Source organism: Paenibacillus sp. GM2 (assembly GCF_900069005.2).
GTDB lineage: Bacteria > Bacillota > Bacilli > Paenibacillales > Paenibacillaceae > Fontibacillus.
On the sequence record NZ_LN831275.1, the window covers coordinates 141,713 to 160,389 of the forward strand.

The 18,677-nt window shown below is 49.5% G+C and carries 14 protein-coding genes and 1 riboswitch; of the genes, 2 read left to right on the forward strand and 12 right to left on the reverse strand.

Going from position 1 to position 18,677, the window contains the following annotated elements; translation table 11 throughout:
- Positions 1-92 precede the first annotated feature (92 nt).
- The 11 genes from BN1360_RS02380 to BN1360_RS02425 form a co-directional block, all read right to left on the reverse strand.
- The gene (locus BN1360_RS02380; RefSeq protein ID WP_068778310.1) at positions 93-1,265 is read right to left on the reverse strand and encodes a GNAT family N-acetyltransferase; all 1,173 of its coding nucleotides are present in this window, start codon (positions 1,263-1,265) and stop codon (positions 93-95) included.
- Between the two features lie 92 nt (positions 1,266-1,357).
- The gene (locus BN1360_RS02385) at positions 1,358-2,989 is read right to left on the reverse strand and encodes a formate--tetrahydrofolate ligase (protein ID WP_068778311.1); all 1,632 of its coding nucleotides are present in this window, start codon (positions 2,987-2,989) and stop codon (positions 1,358-1,360) included.
- 326 nt (positions 2,990-3,315) lie between these two features.
- Positions 3,316-3,804, reverse strand: a complete 489-nt coding sequence (locus BN1360_RS02390; protein ID WP_068778312.1) for a zinc ribbon domain-containing protein — start codon at positions 3,802-3,804, stop codon at positions 3,316-3,318.
- Between the two features lie 193 nt (positions 3,805-3,997).
- Complete coding sequence (locus tag BN1360_RS02395; protein WP_069188271.1) at positions 3,998-4,960, reverse strand: EamA family transporter; 963 nt, start codon at positions 4,958-4,960, stop codon at positions 3,998-4,000.
- Positions 4,961-5,038: 78 nt separating this feature from the next.
- A riboswitch (purine riboswitch) is annotated at positions 5,039-5,155 on the reverse strand.
- Positions 5,156-5,234: 79 nt separating this feature from the next.
- A complete protein-coding gene (locus BN1360_RS02400; RefSeq protein ID WP_068778314.1) occupies positions 5,235-7,391 on the reverse strand; it encodes a glycoside hydrolase family 88/105 protein in 2,157 nt (718 codons plus the stop codon).
- A 213-nt stretch (positions 7,392-7,604) separates the two neighbouring features.
- Positions 7,605-9,128, reverse strand: a complete 1,524-nt coding sequence (locus BN1360_RS02405) for an extracellular solute-binding protein (protein ID WP_068778315.1) — start codon at positions 9,126-9,128, stop codon at positions 7,605-7,607.
- An 81-nt stretch (positions 9,129-9,209) separates the two neighbouring features.
- Positions 9,210-10,097 carry a carbohydrate ABC transporter permease gene (locus tag BN1360_RS02410; RefSeq protein ID WP_068778316.1) on the reverse strand — a complete coding sequence of 296 codons (888 nt, stop codon included), beginning with the start codon at positions 10,095-10,097 and terminating at the stop codon, positions 9,210-9,212.
- Between the two features lie 25 nt (positions 10,098-10,122).
- The gene (locus BN1360_RS02415; protein ID WP_082789904.1) at positions 10,123-11,100 is read right to left on the reverse strand and encodes an ABC transporter permease; all 978 of its coding nucleotides are present in this window, start codon (positions 11,098-11,100) and stop codon (positions 10,123-10,125) included.
- A gap of 32 nt (positions 11,101-11,132) precedes the next feature.
- A complete protein-coding gene (locus BN1360_RS25810; protein ID WP_157259334.1) occupies positions 11,133-11,303 on the reverse strand; it encodes a hypothetical protein in 171 nt (56 codons plus the stop codon).
- Positions 11,300-13,117, reverse strand: coding sequence for a sensor histidine kinase (locus BN1360_RS02420; RefSeq protein ID WP_068778317.1), 1,818 nt, complete (start codon positions 13,115-13,117; stop codon positions 11,300-11,302). The genes BN1360_RS25810 and BN1360_RS02420 overlap by 4 nt, the downstream gene beginning before the upstream one ends.
- On the reverse strand, positions 13,110-14,744 hold the full coding sequence (locus BN1360_RS02425; protein WP_068778318.1) for a response regulator: 1,635 nt from the start codon (positions 14,742-14,744) through the stop codon (positions 13,110-13,112). The genes BN1360_RS02420 and BN1360_RS02425 overlap by 8 nt, the downstream gene beginning before the upstream one ends.
- A 376-nt stretch (positions 14,745-15,120) precedes the next feature.
- Between BN1360_RS02425 and BN1360_RS02430 the strand changes: the two genes are divergently transcribed.
- Both BN1360_RS02430 and BN1360_RS02435 read left to right on the forward strand, forming a co-directional pair.
- Positions 15,121-16,344, forward strand: coding sequence for an enolase C-terminal domain-like protein (locus BN1360_RS02430; RefSeq protein ID WP_068778319.1), 1,224 nt, complete (start codon positions 15,121-15,123; stop codon positions 16,342-16,344).
- 25 nt (positions 16,345-16,369) lie between these two features.
- A complete protein-coding gene (locus BN1360_RS02435) occupies positions 16,370-17,203 on the forward strand; it encodes an NAD-dependent epimerase/dehydratase family protein (protein ID WP_068778320.1) in 834 nt (277 codons plus the stop codon).
- 117 nt (positions 17,204-17,320) lie between these two features.
- Here BN1360_RS02435 and BN1360_RS02440 read toward each other — a convergent pair whose 3' ends face one another.
- The gene (locus tag BN1360_RS02440; protein WP_068778321.1) at positions 17,321-18,643 is read right to left on the reverse strand and encodes a family 43 glycosylhydrolase; all 1,323 of its coding nucleotides are present in this window, start codon (positions 18,641-18,643) and stop codon (positions 17,321-17,323) included.
- Between the last annotated feature and the right edge of the window lie 34 nt (positions 18,644-18,677).

An 18,677-nucleotide genomic window follows, 5' to 3' on the forward strand; every position in this document is an offset into this window, starting at 1 on the left:
GGTTATCGCACCCTTTGGAATCACAATCAACCTCAGTCCGGACAAAAACAGCCACCCCTTTCTTAAATAGAAAAGGATGGCTGCCTATGACATTAAAATGAGTCCATCAGATAGGTCGTCCCATGCGGAATGATGCGCTCCAGTGCAGCAGCGGCTGACTCCTCTCCGGCCAATCGGCCGTAACGGTACATTTCTTGCGGACGTCTATATCCTATAAGCATCGTCGTCAAGGTCTGGATGTCACAAGTGAGCTCGGCTTCGGCCGAAGCTTCATCAAGCTTGCTTAGCTGCCCTCTTCCCTCAGGCGCTACATATAGCTGCCAGACCCCATGATTCCATGACGCTGTCGTATCTTCAATCCGCAGCTTCAGGGTCGTTCCTGCCTGCGCTGCCTGGAATGAATATTCATTAATAAACGGAGCGGCATCGACAATCCGGGCCATGAAATAAGGAATAATCTCCTGATTGAAGCGCGGGTTATCAACCAGGAATGGCAAGAAATCATCCATCGGGACGAATTTGATTACCGCTTGGTTCACCATGGAATCGTGGTTAGCGAAGTAAGTCCACAATGCTTCACGGGCCATCTCGTTATGGTAAACAAACTCCTCGATGGTTAACTCGCGGTTCGCAACATTGTACAGAGCGTACCCTTGCGGAGTGCCATCCTCCGAGAAATAGACAACATCATGTCCATTCTCATCCAAGACCGACCTCTCCCACCAATCGCGATCACGCAGCAACGTACCATTATATCGCTGCGCAAATGGCCTGTATATTTGATCCAACAGGGCAATATCCCTCAGATCCCTTCTGACTCTGCCAACAAAGTTCTTGCGGGCCGGAAATTGATTTACCGGAATCGTATAATTCCGATGCTCGGTCATAAGCTCCCAGCCGAACTTACGATAATAAGCGAAGGAGAAGGGATTCAGACAGGAGATCGTCTGGCCCTGATCTTTCATGACGTTTAACGCCTGGGTAAGCAAACCGCGCACCAAGCCACTGCGGCGATTCTCCGGCCAGGAGGAGACTCCGGCGATGCCGCCCATATCAAAGGGCTTGCCCTGAATATAGATTTGCAGCGGCAGAAGCATAAGCTTCGCCAGCAGCTGCCCGTTCTCAAAGGCTCCCCAAGCCTGCTCCGGCTTGAAGCGGGTTCTTCGTTCAGTCCGTTCCACAGGAGACAGCTTGTACTGAAACGCATATTCTCCCAGATCTGCGCTCAGATCGAATTCTTCTGCAACCAATTGTCTGATTTCCATAGGATATTCCCCCATTTCGTGTCCCAATTGTTATAGTCGGACACCCTATAGGTATAAGAGTACCTTGGAAATCCAGATTGTTCCACCTATATTTACACTAATCCATTTACTTTTCCCGACTCATCCAGATAGATTCGCTCGGCTGCCGGAACCTTTGGCAATCCGGGCATCGTTACGATGTTCCCGGTATGAACGACCACAAAGCCAGCTCCCGCCGATAGTGTAATATCTTTGACCTGTATGGTAAAGCCTTCCGGCGCACCAAGCAATGCAGGCTGATCGGAGAAGGAGTACGGTGTTTTCGCCATACATACCGGCATATTTCCATATCCGAGCTGCTCGATCTGCTCCAGCTTCTTAAGTGCGGATGGAGTCAGGTGCGCGCCGGCACCGCGGTAGATTTGACGGATGATCGTCTCCATTTTAGCCATTAGGCTGCTGTCCTTCGGATATAGAGGGGTAAAGCTTACCGGCTCATGCTGCAAAATATCCCGCAATGTCTCGGCCATCCGCCGACCACCGGCGCCACCTTCTGCCCATACATCCGATACCTCCGCTTTCACTCCAAGACGGCGGCAGTGATCAACAACCAAGGCTACTTCTTCGTCATGATCATGCGCGAAATGGTTAATGGCAACCATAACCGGTACCCTGAATTTGCGGATATTCTCAATATGCCGCTCCATATTGGCGAGTCCTGCCTGCAGCGCAGCTGCGTTAAGATCATCCAATTCATTTTTGGAAACCCCACCGTTATATTTCAATGCTTTAATCGTTACCACCAACACTGCTGCGGCTGGATCAAGCCCGGACTGGCGACATTTGATATCAAAAAACTTCTCCGCCCCCAGATCAGCACCAAACCCCGCTTCAGTCACCACAATATCCGCCAGCTTCAGCGCTGTCTTGGTACCGATCACGCTGCTGCAACCATGGGCAATATTGGCGAAGGGACCGCCGTGAACGAAGACAGGAGTTCCTTCTGCGGTCTGCACCATATTGGGCTTGATGGCATCCTTCAGCAATACTGTCATAGAATCGACGGCACCGATCTGCTCCGCCGTGATCGCCTCTCCCGCCATATTATAGGCCACGATAATCCGTCCCAGCCGCTGTCTGAGATCCGATAGATCCTCGCTTAAGCATAGGATGGCCATAATTTCTGAAGCTGTTGTGATCATAAAGCCCGATTCATGTACGCTTCCGTTGCCGTCGCCAATGCCGCACACAATTCGCCGCAGACTGCGGTCATTCATATCCATCGCATGTTTCCAGACAATTCTCTGCGTATCGATCTGCAGCTTATTTCCGTGATAAATCTGATTTTCAATCATTGCGGACAGCAGATTATGCGCTGCAGTGATAGCATGGATATCCCCGGTAAAATGCAAATTAATATCTTCAGCGGGCAAAATTTCCGCCTTGCCACTGCCAGTCGCCCCACCCTTCATACCGAAGCAAGGGCCGAGGGAAGGCTCTCTAAGCGCAGCGATCGCAGGAATGCCAATAGCATTTAACGCTTGGGAGAGACCGATCGTCGTCAGCGTCTTCCCCTCCCCGGCAGGCGTAGGGTTCATCGCTGTCACAAGCACTAGCTTGCCGTCTGCACAATTCTGCAGATCCTCTCGGATTTGCAAGTCAATCTTGCATTTATATTTTCCGTACAGTTCAAGATATTTCTCATCGATTCCAAAAGATTTGGCTACGTCTATAATAGGCTTCATTCCTTGCGACAACCTCCATGAGCTTAAAATTGCGGATTCTAAAATGCTGCACCGTTATATTGTACATGAACTGAAACACTTAGTATGTGCAAAAAAGAACAATCAATCAAAAACAGGCCGACAACCCTTATTATGGTCATCAACCTGCTTCGATAGTTATCCAGCTATTGTTAATAAGAAGCTTATGCCTGCAGCAGGTACGGGAGCACCTGAAATGTTCCGGAGGAAACAAAACTTGATAAGCATTTGCTCAAGCCCGGCTGACTTCAAGATTCGATGTCGAATAAGCTCAGGATCAGGAGCTCCCTTGCTGCAACCTGATCATTCTATGGGGCTAGCCGATTTCCGCACTTCTCACAAAAAAGATCCGTCTCATTCACAACAGCGTGGCAGGATGCGCAATGCTTCTGAATGACCAGCACCTCGCTCGCGGACTCTTCTTCGACAGGGACTATCTTGGCAATCTCCTCGAATTGATGTCCACAGGACGGACAGAACTTCGTGTCCATCGGTACCACTCTGCCACAGACACATTCCTTCTCATCCTTAATCTCTCTGATCTTATATTCCAATTGCTCGACTTCTTCCTCAAGTCCACGGATCAAATTGCTCTGCTCCTGAACGAGGGACTCAAGCGTATCCAGCTGTTTTTTGGTATAAGCTTCATAGACCTCTTTGCCAATCAATAAATAGCTTTTCTCAATTTCCTTCCGCTTGCTGGAGATTTGCGAATTGATCTTGGCAATCTCCACAGAATCCTTGGCCAAGTCTGCCGCTTTGGCTGCGCCATCCTTCAATTTATCAAAGATCCCCACTTGAATCCCCTACTTTCGAGTTAATGTCAGTTCAATTATTCTATTCCTAATAATACCTGAAAATAACAAAGAAGTTTGTCGATTTTTATTTTTTGCTGTACTCTCTTTTGATCATAATAGAAAATATCCGAAAAGCAAAGCCGCCTCCGGTCTGAATTCGCAGACCGGAGGCGGCTTATAAAAGACCTATGAACTATGTCAACCGTTTCTCGCCCGTAGCTTTCATTCTTAGCTTAGTGAGCTGAGGAAAGATGACGCCAAGCAGAACGACGATAACGCCGATCCATTGCAGCAATGTCACCTGCTCATGGAGAACCAGCGAAGAGAGCAATACCGCAACCGGAAGCTCAATGGCTCCAAGAATTCCGGCCATATCCTCGCCGATATGAGGTACGCCAATCGCGAACAATACGGGAGGTATGAATGCTCCGAAGAAACCGAGCAGGAGCCCGAACACCAGCAACTGGCTCCACAGCAGACCATTAAACAGGAAATGCGGCGGGAATAGTATAAAGACTAACACGAGTCCGCCTGTAATCATCCAGGCACTGCGATAAGCCGGTTTAATCGATGTCATTGCCTTGCCGCTAAAGAGAACAAACATAGAATAGCTCACGGCTGCGAGTAATCCGAACGTGACCCCGATTGCAGAGAAACGGCCTCCTGCCTGCCCTGTCAGCCCGGCGGCCAGCAGCGTTCCCCCAAACAGCAATACAAGTGTGAACAGCATAACCCCATTCGGGCGCTGGCGCTTGCTGATCGCCTGAATCAGCACAGTAATCCAGGTGAACTGGAATAATAGTATAATGGCCAATGATGCCGGGATATATTGCAATGAATGATAATATACCAGACCTGTTATAGCGGTAGGCGTTCCGACTAACATCAGCAGCAATCTCTGCTTCCAGGTCAGCTTCGACGAGGCATCTGCTGTTGCACTTCCCGAGCCTCCTAGCTTCCTCTGCTCTTCCCGCAGTTGGCGTCTCTCTTTAAGCTTGGTATATATAGCCAGCATCCATGCTAATATGCAGCCTGTCAGTAGTTGTGTGCCTACCACTTCACCAAGCTGGTAGCCATGTCCATAGGCAAGTACAACGATGGTCGACAATATGCCATAACTGCTTGCACCGATAAATACGGATAATAAGTACTTCATTTTCATTTCCTATTGCTCCCCCTTGATAGCATTTGAATCCAGGAAACGCAAAAAATCCTAACTACGATATAAGAATCAGTAACGAATTCTCTATATCGTAGTTAGGAAGTTACGGCTTCCTGTAGAAACCCTCGCCCGTTCTAGCCGTCAATCGGCTATCTGCGAGGTTATACGAAAGTAAGATCAAATTCCTTCATGGTCCGGACCATGTCAACACCTCAGACCATAATACATGACAAGAGGGAGACTGTCAATGCATATTCTTCGATTTATTTTATGGCATTTGCAGCCATTCGATCAATCGCTGCAGTTCCACTCCGGCCAGCATAACGATGCCGATCCCATGCGTATCGTTGAGCTGCGGCAGCAGATCATACTTGTAGTACCGGCTGGAATGTGAATAGCCTGAACCGCGGCATACTCCGAATAGATTTCCGCGTGCATCGATACGGTGTCGGGTCAGTCCCCTCCAGGCTTGAATAGCGCTATTGGAATAAGCGGCCTTATCGGTCAGCCAGCCATTTCGTACACCTCGTGCATAAGCATAAATGAACATCGCTGTACAGGATGTCTCCAGGTAAGCATCCGGTTCATTGATCACCTGGCGCCACAGCCCCTCCTCGCTTTGATGAGCCAAATAGCCTGCGCTTAAGGTACGGAACATTTCCAGCAATTCTTCCCGTTCCGGATGTTTCTCTGGCAGAGCGCTCAGCAGCTCGGACAAGGAGAACAACACCCAGCCATTTCCGCGACCCCAAGGTACTCCTGTCGCTAAACCCTGCTCAAAATCGTACACATGGGACATCAGCTGCTCTTCAGGAATATACAAGTATTTCCGGAACAGCAAAAACTGTCGCGCCGCATCATGGATATACTTCTCCTGACCAGTTAGCTCATAGTAACGACATAGGAAAGGGACGCTCATATAGAGGTCATCCGCCCACATCGTATCCTCACCTTGCCCATGCTTGCGATAGAAGGCTCCATCCGTCAGCCGCTCCTGCTTTTCGCTGATATAAGTTCCGATGACTTCGGCCAGCTCCTCTACCCCGCTTATCCGCTTATGGTCCCGGTACAGTTCCAGCATGGTCGAACCAAAGGAGCCACAATCATCCAGGCTATCGATATCTGCAAGGGATTGATTAATTCCCGTACCTTTGTACTGTTCATAATCCCATTTAGTATAAGGATACCATCTGACCGTTTGAGCGACGTGGTCTGCGGCATAAGCGACGAGATCAGATCGTCCCAGCGTTCTGCCCATCTGTGCTAATCCGTACAGCGTTACACCAACAGGGTAATTCCACTTTCCAAATAGCGGAGCCTCCAGGTAAGGCCGAATCCAGGCTCCAGGCATATCCGCTCGCCAGTACGTCCCTTGCCCACCATCCTTGTGAACGCGATGCAGCTCTGTCAGCTCAAGCTTACCCGGGATATATTGATCTGCAAACGGGCCCAAATACAACCAAGCTCCCGAATATCCGTGAACAGGGACTGGCTGCTCCAGTCGAACAGGCTGATCTCCGGACATTACGGTTACTGTCGTCCCCCAGGAAGAAGCCGCAGTATCGCGAATCACCAATTGATGCGAGCCATAGGATAATTCCATCTCCAGCTCGAATTTTCCCGCTTGTTCGCAGCGGTACTTCTCCACACCATCTATGAGTAGTACTGTGGGACCTAAGCTGCTGCCTATAATGCGATACATTCGATTTGCCGCATTATTCGCCTGAAATTTCGACCAGGCGAAAGCTGTTGATCCGTCCGCACTGCCGTATAATCTCTCCAGCGGTGTCATAAGCTGCTGTTCTTCCGTCCATTCAAGATGCGGACACCATTGCAGCGCTCCTGCAAATTCCGACTGCCCGGCAATCGGCAGTTCCTCTACAGCTTCATCGACCGGCTTGCTGAACAGCCACCCTTCTTGACCACTTCTCTCGCTAGAGGCAATGATCGAATTGAAGATTACCCATTTGCTGCTTGGCGTGCCGAAAAGACCGCCAAAGCCAGCCCGCGTCTTCGTAAATTTCAACGCGATGTCATTCCAGCCTGCGTTGAGCAAAGCACGGCATTCCCGCTTTATCTTCGGCCGCTCATCTCCAGGTAAGGAGCGGTAGATCCTTTGGCCGTTAACAAATACCTCAAGCGGTCCCCATGCCGTAGTGAGCCAAGTCATCTCCGTATCCGGATGATCACACCACATCATGCCCCACGCGTAGGAAATTTGTCCAACCTCAGCTTCAGGGAAGCGATCGCCCAAGTTAAACACATAACGAAAGTCATTGGCACGCTGGATGCCTTCGCGGTTAAAAGCGCGATATCGGTAGGGCTCAGCCGGATTGTCGGCTACATAGCGATTCGCCAGTGCTTGCAAGGCGCAAGGGATATCGGCGCCGGTCTTGTCGTAAATGCTCTCCTGTAATCTTGTCATCACACTTCCATCTCCTATCTGCTCGGACCGGCCCTCCGTCAGCAAGCCAGCCTTCGACTTCCAATAATATCGATATCTAAGAAAATCGTAACATAGCGCCAGCAGCGCTTTATAGGAGACAAATGCGCGAATGCTTTCAATATTTATTGAAAAGACGCCCCTCTCCCCCACAATCGATAGGGAAGAGGAGCGTCCGAAATCCTTTTCTAACCCTTATTGTCTGCTAGCCAAGTATTCGTCCACCTGCTTTTGTGCGTCGGTTAGCAGTTTATCGAGGCCGTTCTTCTTCTGCATTTCAATGTATTCCTTGACCGATTTATCAACATCCTTCACTACACCAAATTCAATCGGTCTGCTGAACTCATCAGACGCTTGGTCCCGTTTGGCAATTTCATTCTTTACATTGTCTTCAGCGATAAATAAACCGTCCACTGGGGAGTTCACATTATTGGGCTCGCTGGCAAACTTCGCTTCCTCTTCCCAGAAGCCGGGTCCATAGGTTTGTGTCGGACGCATAAACTGCGGCTTCCAGAACGCCCATTGTCCACCCCACTCCATATAGTTGCTTGTTGAGGAATCCATACCTTCCGGATACACGGCCATTTCGCCATCCAGCTTATAGGTCTTGCCTTCAATTCCGTATTGAAGCAAATCGTACAGCGTTTGGTCTGTCTCTACCATATCCAGAAAGCGAAGGACGAGATCAGGATGCTCCGAATTCCGGTTGATTGCCAGAACATTAGCAAGCGCAGTACGGTTAACATATCTCTTATCCGGGTACAGCAGCGACATCCCTTGTTTAAAGTCAGGTGATACAAAGCCTGGATCAGCATAAGCCCACTCATGCGAAGTAATGGTGAAGAGCTTCTTGCCGTTCCTCCACTGCACCTCTTCCCCCTCCTTATCGATCATCGCATCGCGGTTAATCAGATTTTCGTCATACCAGGTTTTGGCCAATTGAGCGGATTCAAGATAGAAGGGCTGCTGCTCTACCGGCTGAATCGTAACCTTTGGATCATCCAGATAGAAGCCCAGGCCGTGGAAGTTCAGGTCCACCCACTCGTCACGGATCATGTAAATCGACAATGGTGTTGTCCGAGACAGCTTCTCGTTAGGATAGGCCTGCTTAAATTGGCGAAGCAAATGGTCGATATCTTCAATCGTCTTGATCGAATCCGGTTCGATATTAAGTCCGGCAGCCTCGGCCAGATCAGAACGCCAGCCGGCAAATTTACGTTCGTTCATCTTCATCGTCCACGGCAGCCCTACGATTTGTCCGTTTACGGTCGCCGCAGTTAATGTCCCCTGCTCCTGATACTTCTTGTAGAGATTCGGGGCATATTCCGGCAGCAAATCATTAAGCGCCATATAAGATCCTTTGGCCGCCATTTGCTTGTAGGACAGCCAGTCACCATCAAAGTTCATATCCCATTTGTCCCCTGAAGCGGCCATAACGAGCATTTTATCCTTGAAATCACCAAAAGGGATCGTATTGATATCGAACTTGACATTCAGCCCCTTACTTTTAACGTATTCGCTAATTTTGGCCCATACCTCATCGCTAGCCGCCTTTTTGTCCCCGCCGAAGTAGAATTTGAGGGTGACCTCGGGCTCACTGCCCTGCGCTGCACCTTTGTCATTTGAAGAGCTCTGCTTATTTCCCCCACAAGCGGATAATGTCATGCTAAGCAGCAAAACTACAGCAAGTGTTATAAATCCCCGTTTTTTCTTGCTCAATGTAAATCCCCCTTCAATTTTGTATTATCATAGACGGCCTTAGCCGTTGGAACCTTCTGCATGAAGGCGGGGCCTTCATATTCAACCTTTAACAGCACCAACAATCAATCCTTTTACAAAATAACGTTGTACGAACGGGTACAGAAAGATGATCGGTCCAATCGTAACCACGGTGAGCGCCATCTTCATCGATTCCGAAGGAATCTGGGCCGAAATCCGCTGCATTGCCGCCGCGTTGCTGGAGCTCCGCAGAAATTCGACATTGGATATGAGCGTTCGCAATAACAGCTGCAGCGGCTGGAGTTCCTGTTTATCGACAAACATAAGCCCCAGGAACCAGTCATTCCAGTAGCCAAGGGATATAAATAAGCCGACTGTCGCCAGTACAGGAAGCGCAAGCGGCGCGATCAAACGGTAAAATATAAGAAATTCGCCGGCCCCGTCGATTTTCGCGGACTCGTGTATTTCCTCCGGTATAGCGTACATAAAGTTGCGGACCAGAAATAAGTTGAATGCATTGGCCAGAGACGGGAGAATCAGCGCGAATACCGAATCCTTGAGATCGAGATACCGTACGCAAATAATGTACCAAGGCACCAATCCGCCGCTGAACAGCATCGTTATAATAACGTATACCGACAGCACTCCCCGGAGCTTGAAGGATCTTCTGGATACCGCGTAAGCGCCCATGGCGGTAAACAGCAGCGACAGGGCTGTGCCCACGACGGTAACAAAGATACTGATCCCATAGGCATTAACGATCCGATGCGATCCAAGCAGTAGAATACGGTAAGAATCAAAAGTAATGTGCTTGGGTAAAAAGGTGTAGCCATATGCGGCGATATCTTGTTCCGTACTAAGAGAACCTGAGATTACCATGATAAAGGGATACAGGCATGCGAGGCTGAACAAGGCAACGATAAGCATAATGATAAGCTGGCTTAGTGAAAATTTCTTTCTGGCTGTCATTCAGGATGAACCTCCTTCGTACCGATTAGAATATTGCCGAATCCTTATCAATTTTGCGGGCGGCATAGTTGCTGACGAGAACCAGAATAAATGCCACCGTCGATTGCAGGAAGCCCGCCGCTGAGGCCATGCCAATATCCCCGGTCTTGCGCAGGCTGCGATATACGAAGGTATCGATCACATCTGTCGTCGGAAACAGCAGCGAGGCGTCTCCTACCATCGCATAGAACATGCCAAAATCCGCATTCATGATTCTTCCTACGGCCAGCAAGGTCAGGATGATCACCGTCGGCCGCAGCATCGGCAAGCTGATATGGCGGATCTGCTGCCAGCGGGTCGCCCCGTCGATGGAAGCCGCCTCATAATAGGAGCTATCGATCGAGGTTAACGCCGCCAGATAAATGATCGTACCGTAGCCGGTAGCCTTCCAGCGCATTGCGACGGTTAATATCAACGGCCAAAGTCCCGGGCTGCTGTAGAAGTCGATTCCTTGAAAGCCCAGCCATTCGAGCAAGCGGTTAATGGAACCACTTTCATAGTTCAGCAGGTTGTAAGAGAACACTCCTACGACGATCCACGATATGAAGAACGGCAAAAAGGTAATCGATTGCGTCACCTTTTTGAAATACTTGTTGCGGATCTCGTTTAAAATAAGCGCGAACCCTACCTCAAAGATTAAACCTACTACAATGAATAAAGCGTTAAGCAGGATGGTATTGCGGATTGCCCGAAAAGCCGCATCGGATGAAAACAGATAATCGAAATTGTTTAATAGCGGCTGCATCCATGAGCTTCCAAAAATCCCTTTGGAGAAGTCAAAGTCTTTGAAAGCGATGACCAATCCAGCCATAGGCAAATAGTTGAAAAGCAGAAGCAGTGTCGCAAACGGCAGAAACATGACTAACAGTGCCCGGTGCCGATAAATATCCTTCAGTACTCCGGATTTTCGGGGAACAGCAAGGCGGGTGCTCCGTTTGCTTGAAGTGGGGGTTATCGTTCTCATAAGCATGTACCTCTCTGTTAGGTTGGAATGATTTATGTCTTAATGATACCGTCCTGGCTTGCAGAAGGGCATGAGCCGATCTTGTATTTTGGTGGTTCATTATTGGCTTTATGCGATCTCTTGCAGACATAGCAAAGCCGCCCGACAACGCCGGACGGCTTCCCTTGATCTCCGGCTACCCGGATATTAAGCTCTATTCTCATAGTACAGCTGCTGATTCTGGCGATTCTTGATTCAGTTGCGGATTCTCCATCTTCATCACCGGATGCTTCAGCGTTATTGTCGTTCCCGAATCACTGGACGATTGTATCTGCAGCCGATAGGAATCCCCGAAATAAAGGGCTAACCGCTCGTTGACATTCCGCAGGCCAACTCCCTTGGTTCCTGTGGATTGGAGGGCCTCCTTCCTGATATCCAGATGGAGCTTGTCCAATGTTTCCTTGGGAATTCCGTTCCCATTATCGATAATGTCGATGACGATATCATCCTTCACTCTGTAAGCCGAAATCAGGATTTTCCCTTGTTCGAAGTTATCCCGGATGCTGTGTTGAATCGCATTCTCCACCAGAGGTTGCAGCAGGAGGCGAAGGAACGGCAGCGACAGCAGCTCCGGCTCTATGGAATATAGGATTCGGATATTTTGGCCCATTCGGGCTTGCTCAATCTGTACATAAGCCTTAAGCTGCTCAATTTCACGCCGCAAGGTCGTAATCTCTTTGCCCTGGTTCAGGCTAAGCCGCAGCAAGTTGCCAAGCGCCGCTACCATTTCGCTGATATCACTTCGCCCAAGCGTCTCCGCCTTCCAGCGGATCGATTCCAGCGTGTTATACAAGAAATGGGGATTAATCTGGTGGCTCAGCACCTGAAATTCGAGCTCTTTTTTCTTCCATTCTGCGCGTGAGGCTTCTTCAATCAAGGTCTCAATTTGCGTTGTCAGACTAATAAACCCCCGATACAACCAGCCGACTTCATCATTGCGATGGGACCAGGCCGACTGATGATGGAAATGTCCCTTCTCTGCCTTGCGCATCAATTGAACGAGCCGAACAATCGGTTGGGTAAACTGACTGGTCAAGTAAATAACCACCCCAACACAGCACAATAAATAAGCAACAAGGAAAATAAGCATAAGCCGATTGATCTCATCGATCGAGCCCGTCAGCTCACTTAAGGGCGACAGGCTGACGAGGTACCAGGGCTGGCTGTCCAGCTTCAATCTGGAGGCCAAATATTTCTGTCCGTCAATAACCAGCGTCTCGGATATTTCGGTTCCCGCCGTTAGAATATTGAATCGCTCAGCTATCTCCGGCTCCCCCGTCCATTCATTCGCTGAAGAATCATAGATGACTTGACCGTTCTCATCAAGCAGCAGCAGCTTCTGGCCTGCAATATTTCCTGATGGCGAGAAGTAGCGGCGCAGCTGATCCTCTGATATGTCGGCAGAGATAATCGCCCGCGGGTCACGATCATATAGTCCGGTGAATCTTTTTGAATAGGTGAGTAAAGGCTTGGCATACCGTCCGTTGCTGGGCATAGACAGATGCCATAAAGGGCTGATTGTATTCATTGCCAAACGGAACCACTTTTCCTGGTTCAGGATATCGGAAGCCCCTATCGTATACATATAATCGCCGTAGCTTCCCGGTGGGAGCGGATATAAATGAACGCGAAAGGCGTCTACCGCAGAGCTTTGCTGATTAAGGAACGTAAGCATATTGACTGTAAAGGCCCGTTCCTCCTCCAGGCCCGAAGGAGGCTTCTCCAGCAGATCCTGCAACTGTTTATTCCCGATCAAATCGTTCAATTGATCGTTAAGCCGGGATAAATAAATTTCAAAATTCTGACGAGCCTGAATCAGAAAGCTATGTGAAACGGAGGTATTTGCGTTAGAAATGCCTTCTATGGCTTTCACATGCGTATAGTAGGCGAATAGCAGAAACGGAACAATCAGCATGGCAAAGAAGATCAGGATCACCTTGCTCCTTAACGAACTCAGGGCGATGTGCAATCTACTCATCCGCGATCCCCTGCATTCTACGGTATTCTTTAGGCGTCCAGCCTGTTCTTTTTTTGAATAGCTTGGTGAAATGCACCGGATCTTTATACCCCACGAGAGAGGAGATTTGATAGATTTTATATTGCACTTCGCCGAGCATAACTTTGGAATTCTCAATCCTGACCTCGGTCAGATACTCCAGAAAGGTTTGCTTCTTTTCTTTCTTAAATAGCTTACTAAGCCATACCGGAGTTACATGTACCTTTGCGGCGACACTTTGCAGCGTGAGATTATCGGCAAAATGATGCAGAATATATTTCTCGGCTTCCTGAATAATTTGTCCCGGGGAGGAGGCAAGCTCGGCAAAATCGCGAGATAGCTCCAACAAGCTTGACTCTGCCTGTTCCCGCAGTGAATCGAGTGTATCATAGCGCTCCAAGCGGTCCCAAAGCACCATCGGATTTCGCTGCCAGCTCTGTTCCGGCCAGCCCCATTGAGCGGCTTTCTTAAAAATGGCGAGCAGCCATTCAAAAATATGCTGTTGAATATCTTTAATATGAGTATGTGACCAGGAATGGACAAGCTCGTAAAATCTGTTCATCGCTGCATGGATATCCGCTTCGGTGCCATAACGAATCAGATCAAGCACCTCCTCCGGGTTCGTGATTGGCGGATTCTCCTGTTCGGACTCCTGTTCCCAACCGCGGCTCGTCAATAGCTGATCCCCTCCATAGATCGCTTTCTGTTCCAGAATCTCCTCCGCTTCGGCGTATCTTGTATGCAGCTCGGCCAAGATTCCAGAAATCATACATAACGCCGCGCTGGCTTTCACTTTCACGAAATCGCGGATGTTCTGCAGGCATAAGTTCCCCAGCTCCTCGATGATTGCGATTCCCCCGCTCCGGGTGCATTGCAGCACAACGACCCAACGCTGCTTCGAATCTTCATATAGAACAAAGGACTCCAAATAATGCTCTTCCCAAGTTTGCTTCACAACATTGCCGATCCCAAACAGAATCAGTTCTTTCTCCCGACGCATCCCCTTGCGATTCTCCACTGACTTCAAATCGTCGGCCTCAAACAGCATAACTACGGACGGCCCGGTCACCATCCAATCCATATGCAGCGTCTTGAGCCTATGCACGATCCTTGTTTCCCTATAAGGATCATATTCATGCTCCATGATCTCCCGCATCAATTCCCCTTTTATTTTCGGCAGGGCATTGTCAATTTGCACGTTCAGAAGTTCGCGATTTTCCCGGTCCGCCTTTTCTTCCTCCAATTGTGAGATGGCATGGGTAAGTATGCTGCCAAGCTCATCCGTATTGATAGGTTTGAGTATATAATCCATGGCGCCCAGCCTCATCGCCTGTCTAACCATCTCGAAATCGTCGTATCCGCTAATGACGATCGCTTTCCAACCGTCCGGCCGTTGCTCCATTAAGGCTTTGATCAACTGCAAACCGGACATTCGCTTCATGCGTATATCCGTCACAATAATATCCGGCCTCTGTGTCCTCGCTAATTCCAGCGCTGTGTCGCCATCATCAGCCGTTAAGACTTCTTCTATTCCATAGTCTGACCAAGAGAAACCGGCACGCAGTCCTTCCCTGATTTCCCTTTCATCATCCACAATAAGCGCCAGCATACCAGATCACCACCCATGTTCTATTTCTGCTATTATTCAGCAGGCTTACCGAAACTAAGTGACATATATTTTACCCTGCTTCCTAATTGCCGAACAGCAGTTGGGAGGAACTAGCTAACAATCCCCGCAAAAGTTTATGAATGTCCCCTTGCCCAAGCATCAATGAACCATATGTATCGTCTCTTTGTCTGGACCGTTCATCTTTTTATGCCGGATGCTCATCGCTGTCTTCCTCCTATTCATAACTTCGGGTCATCAGCTTCTTTTTTATTGAATTCAAACAAGCTAATAATACAGCAGGAAAATTTATAATCGTCTCCTTGGGGTGAGCCAAAGAGTGGATTACACTAAGCAGGACATGGAAAGGAGGACGCTTATGGCTATTATCAAGAGCATTCGTAGTATTCGTACTCGGTCAGATGGAAGCTGGACTATCGTTCAGGTGAATACCAGTCAGGATGGGTTATACGGTATTGGCTCAGCTTCTGATTTATATAATCCTGAGGCCGTAGTTCAAGTGATCGAGCAGTTATTTGCCCCCTTGTTGATAGGAAGGGATACCTCTCAAATCGAGGATATTTGGCAGACCATGCAGCACAGTGGATACTGGCGCAGCGGTTCCGTAACGCAAACGGCGATCAGCGCCATCGATATGGCGCTCTGGGATATTCTCGGCAAGGAGGCCGGACTGCCTGTCTATCGATTGCTAGGCGGACCAGCCCGGTCTGCGGTTCCCTGTTATGGACACGCATCCGGAGAATCCGTCTCGGAGCTGATAGAGAGTGTGCAACGATACCTGGAGGACGGATATTCCGTGATCCGCTGCCAGCTTGGCGGTTATGGAGGCGGGGGATTCGTTCAGGGAAGCGAAGCGAGACTGCCGGAGAAAGCCTGGATACAAGGCCGTTTTTTCGATGAACAGGCCTACCTGCATTCCGTTCCGGCGATGTTCGAACAGCTTCGGCTTGAATTTGGCAGTGGACTCGGATTGACACACGATGTCCATGAGCATTTATCGCCAATTACCGCGATCCAGTTGGCCAAACGACTCGAACCCTATTCTCTTTTCTTCCTGGAAGATGCCCTGCCGCCTGACCAGCTTGGCTGGTATCGCCAGCTTCGCACCCTAAGCTCGACACCGCAGGCAGTAGGCGAGCTGTTCACGAATCCTCAAGAATGGCTTCCCCTCGTACAGGAACGGCTTATCGATTTTATCCGTATGCGGATATCCAAGGCAGGTGGCATTACGGCCTGTCGCAAAATCGCTGCGGTCTGCGAGGCCTTTGGCGTACGAACCGCCTGGCAGGAAGGAGGAGAGAATGATCCGATAAATCAGGCTGCCGCCGTACACTTGGATCTGGCCATTTGGAATTTCGGGATTCAAGAAATCAATCATTTCCACGAAAAAGAACTTGAAGCCTTCCCCGGACATATCCGGCGAATAGGCGGGTACCTGTATCCATCCGATAAGCCGGGGCTTGGCATTGAGCTTGATGAGACGAAGCTGAACCGTCTGCGGCAGAAGGATTGGGAATGTTCAAGCTACCACCGACCATACCCTCTGGACCGCAAGGCAGACGGCACTATCGTTCGGCCATAACATTGAACTAAGGGGGATCGTATCCATGAACACAATCGCTGTAACCGGCGGCAGTGGCAAGCTGGGCTCCATTGTTGTTAAGAGACTTGAACAGGAAGGCTACTCTGTCCTTTCTATCGATCAGCGTCTTTCCGATAGATTGTCCTGCCGCCAAATTATTGCCGATCTTACCGATATCGGGCAAGTGATAGGCGCTTTGCAACCTGCGGATGCAATCCTGCACCTGGCCGCCATTCCCGCTCCTTTACTGCATCCACCGGCCTATATTTTCGCCAACAATGTTCTCTCCGGCTACAATATCCTGGAAGCAGCCAGACTGCTTGGAATTCGTCAGGTAGTGCTCGGCTCCAGCGAGTCGTCCTACGGTTTCGCCTGGGCTCGCAGTTCATTCTCTCCGGACTATGTACCGCTAAATGAGCACCATCCGCAGAAGCCGCAGGAATGCTACGGGTTGTCAAAGGTAGTCAATGAAGCGTCTGCGGCTGCCTTTAATCGTCATGGAGAGATAAATATCCTGTCGCTTCGTTTCTCCACGGTAATGACAGCTTCCGAATACGCTGCCATCGTTCCAGAACAGCCGGAGCGGTTCAAGAAAACCTTATGGAGCTATATCGATATTCGCGATGCCGCCGATGCCTGTCTTGCTGCTCTGAGATATGAAGATCGAGCAGCAGAGTGCTTCAATATTACCGCCAATGACACCCTTAGCACCTGGCCGACGGAACAATTGCTTGAGCGATTTTATCCCGAGGTAATCAGACAGTTTGCCTTCTCGGGACGGGAAGCTCTCGTCAGCAACTCGCTCGCCAAGAGAATACTTTCGTGGCATCCCCGTTATTCCTGGATCGATGAACGCTGAATCCCAAGTACTGTATTACGTTCATCTATAAAACAAACCCGTGAGGGGTAAACAGCGCGTAACGTTGTCCCCTCACGGATTGATCCTTCTCCACTCGTCGATGAAATTTATGTTCGTCTAGTCCTCCAAGGAATGAATCAGCAAACCCGAAATAGAAATGTCGCCGTTGCCTCCCGACCATCGGATTCTATTCTTGCTCCCCGGCTCCAGTCTGACTGTCAAACTCGTATAACCTGTATATTCATCGCTGCCGCCTGTGGAAAGTGCGTTTACCAGAGAATAGTCCCGGCCATTCACGATTAAACGCAGCTTGGCCAGCCTCTCTGCAGTGGCATACATGACAGCCACCTCGAACCGCCCTCCTATTCCACCATCCACTTCATCCCACTGGGCATAAGCTTCCGGGGCTTGCAAGCCAATGATCACCTTGGTTCCGTCATCAAGCGTGAGTAGCGATGCTCCTCCACCAATCAGGCACGCAGAAGTGCCATATGCTTGGGAACTGCGATTTGGCGAAGCCGCTGCTCCAGCCAGGCTCACTCCTTCGCGAGTCTGTATGACCACGCTAATCGAGCCATCCTGCTCAAAATGAAGCTCATCAATGCATACGCTTCTCAACGTTCCTTCTCCGGAGATATCCTGGTTGTGATAGAATAAATACCATTGCCCCTTAAATTCAACTACTGAGCCGTGTGTCGTCGAACAGCCTGTGGGCTCTAGGAATATCCCTTTATAAGTCCACGGGCCAAGCGGATTTACGCTCACAGCATAACGCATACGGTTATTGCCTGCAAAATTATCCGCATAGGTCAAATAATAAAGGCCGTTCCTTTTGAATACCCAAGCTGCTTCATGAAAGTCCTCCAACCCTTCCATGAGCTTCATGTCTCCTTGGATTGCCATCATGCTCTTATCAAGCTCGCCGCCCTCACAAACTCCACCGCCTCCATAGTATATATAAGCGCGGTTGTCGTCATCGACAAATACCGCCGGGTCGATCATTGCAAAACCACCAAGCCCCCCAATATATCCTTGATCGGTAAAATCACTTGCCGGTTTCGTACTGGTCGCTACGCCAATCCTCCAGGTGTCATTCCAATTCGTCCCACTGGGGTGCGGATAATAGAAATAATAAGTGCCATTCTTGTAAGCGCAGTCCGGGGCCCACATGAATCCCCCTTCCGGCCTTCCCCAGCTTACTTCCTCTGAACTAAGAATCTCTCCTTCATCCTGCCAATCCACCATATTCGCCGACGAAAAAACATGATAGCGATCCATCAGATCGCACCCCCTGGCAGGATCGGTATCGTGTGAAGCATAGATGTAAATCCGGCCGTCGTCCCACACATGTGCCGAAGGATCGGCCGTATAAATGGAAGTAATGACCGGATTCACTGAGGTTGATTTGCCATAACGTATTGGCATTGTATTGTTGCCCATATTATTTTTGTCCTCCCTGTGCAAGACTCATTGA

Excerpts from the sequence above, each read along its gene's own strand:
- BN1360_RS02380 (WP_068778310.1), bottom strand. The coding sequence starts at position 1,265 with ATGGAAATCAGACAATTGGTTGCAGAAGAATTCGATCTGAGCGCAGAT.
- BN1360_RS02385 (WP_068778311.1), bottom strand. The coding sequence starts at position 2,989 with ATGAAGCCTATTATAGACGTAGCCAAATCTTTTGGAATCGATGAGAAA.
- BN1360_RS02395 (WP_069188271.1), bottom strand. The coding sequence starts at position 4,960 with ATGAAGTACTTATTATCCGTATTTATCGGTGCAAGCAGTTATGGCATA.
- BN1360_RS02400 (WP_068778314.1), bottom strand. The coding sequence starts at position 7,391 with ATGACAAGATTACAGGAGAGCATTTACGACAAGACCGGCGCCGATATC.
- BN1360_RS02410 (WP_068778316.1), bottom strand. The coding sequence starts at position 10,097 with ATGACAGCCAGAAAGAAATTTTCACTAAGCCAGCTTATCATTATGCTT.
- BN1360_RS02415 (WP_082789904.1), bottom strand. The coding sequence starts at position 11,100 with ATGAGAACGATAACCCCCACTTCAAGCAAACGGAGCACCCGCCTTGCT.
- BN1360_RS25810 (WP_157259334.1), bottom strand. The coding sequence starts at position 11,303 with ATGAGAATAGAGCTTAATATCCGGGTAGCCGGAGATCAAGGGAAGCCG.
- BN1360_RS02420 (WP_068778317.1), bottom strand. The coding sequence starts at position 13,117 with ATGAGTAGATTGCACATCGCCCTGAGTTCGTTAAGGAGCAAGGTGATC.
- BN1360_RS02425 (WP_068778318.1), bottom strand. The coding sequence starts at position 14,744 with ATGCTGGCGCTTATTGTGGATGATGAAAGGGAAATCAGGGAAGGACTG.
- BN1360_RS02430 (WP_068778319.1), top strand. The coding sequence starts at position 15,121 with ATGGCTATTATCAAGAGCATTCGTAGTATTCGTACTCGGTCAGATGGA.
- BN1360_RS02435 (WP_068778320.1), top strand. The coding sequence starts at position 16,370 with ATGAACACAATCGCTGTAACCGGCGGCAGTGGCAAGCTGGGCTCCATT.
- BN1360_RS02440 (WP_068778321.1), bottom strand. The coding sequence starts at position 18,643 with ATGGGCAACAATACAATGCCAATACGTTATGGCAAATCAACCTCAGTG.